3 protein-coding genes are annotated in these 1,856 nt (G+C 61.2%); all 3 read left to right on the forward strand.

Going from position 1 to position 1,856, the window contains the following annotated elements:
• On the forward strand, positions 1 to 571 hold a 571-nt coding region (locus tag AC1DY5_RS53810), incomplete at its 5' end, for a VOC family protein (RefSeq protein ID WP_478122387.1).
• A gap of 47 nt (positions 572 to 618) precedes the next feature.
• The gene (locus AC1DY5_RS53815; RefSeq protein ID WP_478122388.1) at positions 619 to 1,482 is read left to right on the forward strand and encodes a fumarylacetoacetate hydrolase family protein; all 864 of its coding nucleotides are present in this window, start codon (positions 619 to 621) and stop codon (positions 1,480 to 1,482) included.
• Positions 1,483 to 1,547: 65 nt separating this feature from the next.
• Positions 1,548 to 1,856 (forward strand): tripartite tricarboxylate transporter substrate-binding protein (locus tag AC1DY5_RS53820; protein ID WP_478122389.1); only part of this gene is annotated, 309 nt, incomplete at its 3' end.

Genomic DNA, 1,856 nt, shown 5'->3' on the forward strand with positions numbered 1-1,856 from the left:
CATCATGCTCAAGGTCAATCGACCAACGCCTTCCCACTTTGGCATCTTCGTCACCGATCTCGAGCGGATGGTGGCGTTCTATACCGAAACCTTTGAATTGACCATCACGGACCGGGGCGAAGGTCGAACCTTCAAGAACCAGCTCGTATTCACCAGCGCGAGCCCGGACCAGCATCATCAGTTGGTCCTGGCATCGGGGCGGCCGGCCGAGGCCAAGTTCAGCACGGTCATGCAGATCTCATTCGTCGTTCCAAGCATTCAGCACCTGCGTGACGTCTCGGCGCGCGCGGTTGCCCGCGGTGCGACGAACGTGCGTGGACTGAATCACGGTAATGCGCTGTCGGTCTACATGCTCGACCCCGAAGGAAACACTGTGGAGATCTACGTCGACACCCCGTTTTACGTGGCGCAGCCGCATGGGGATCCTCTGGATCTGTCCAAGGACGACGAGACGCTGATGCGCGAAACGGAAGCGATCTGCCGGCAGGACCCGACCTTCATGCCCTTGGGACAGTGGCGAGAACAGTTCGAGGCCAAGTCGCCTGCCGGCGTAGCACCTCCCTCCGCCTAGTCGGTTGTCCGTCCACCTTCTTTCTTCTTTCCTAATCTGGAGCTCCAATGAAACTGTTGTCTTTTGTTCATCAAGGTCGCGAAACCTGGGGGGCCGTCGTGGGCGAGGGCGTCGTGGATCTCGGCAAGACCCGCCCTCAGCAAGCCACATTGGCCGACTACATCGCATCCGGGGACTACCTGCAAGCGGCCCAGCACGTTGAGGGGCTGGCCGTCGTCGCCAAGCTGGCTGAAATCACCTTCCTGCCGGTCATCCCTCGGCCCGAGAAGATCGTCTGCGCGGTGCGCAACTACATGGATCATCACCAGGAGGTTCTTGCGGCGGGTATGAATCGCGAACTGTCGGAGCAACCCCCGATCTTCCTGCGCGTCTGGCGTTCGCAATGCGCCCACAACCAGGCGATCGTGCGTCCGCACGTGTCGGAATCGCTGGATTGGGAAGGCGAACTTGCCGTCATCATCGGCAAGGGGGGGCGCAACATCCCCGAATCGGAAGCGTTCGACCACGTCGCAGGCTACTCCTGCTACAACGACGCCAGCGTCCGCGAATGGCAGTTCCACGCCAAGCAGATCGCGTCGGGCAAGAACTTCGAATCGACCGGCGGCTTCGGACCATGGATGGTGACGGCCGACGAAATCGAACCCAGCCGACAACTCAAGCTCGAGACCCGTCTCAACGGCGAGGTCGTGCAGTCCAGTCATACGGGGCACATGATCTTCAGCATCCCCAAGCTCATCAACTACGCCTCGACGATCTTCACGCTCACGCCTGGAGATGTCATTGCCACTGGCACGCCAGCTGGAGTCGGCTGGAGCAAGAAGCCGCCTCGCTTCATGAAGCCTGGCGATGTCTGTGAGGTCGAGATCGAAGGTATTGGCGTCCTCAGCAATCCGATTGTTCAGCAGGACTGAGAAGCCGGCGAACTACAGGGCGTCGCGTGGAGCGGCGCTCTTTTCGCAGAATCAGGAGACAACAGATGCGGCGCAGTATTCTCGCCGCAGGCCTCGCCTTGGCCTGCGGAATCTCTCTTCCGGCTTTTTCCCAGCAGTACCCCGACAGGCCCATCAAGATCTATCAGGGCTTCGCGGCGGGAGGAAATGCCGACACGATCGCACGGGTCGTCAGTGCCGAGATGACGAAGACCTTGGGTCAACCCTTTGTCATCGAGGCACAGGCCGGGGCGGGCGGCACCATCGCTGCGGCCACCGTCGCTCGCGCGAAACCCGACGGGTACACCCTGTTGTTGGCGACAGGCGGGCACGCCGTGGCGGGCGCTCTGTACAAC

It is taken from the genome of Variovorax sp. P4_D9, assembly GCF_056401695.1.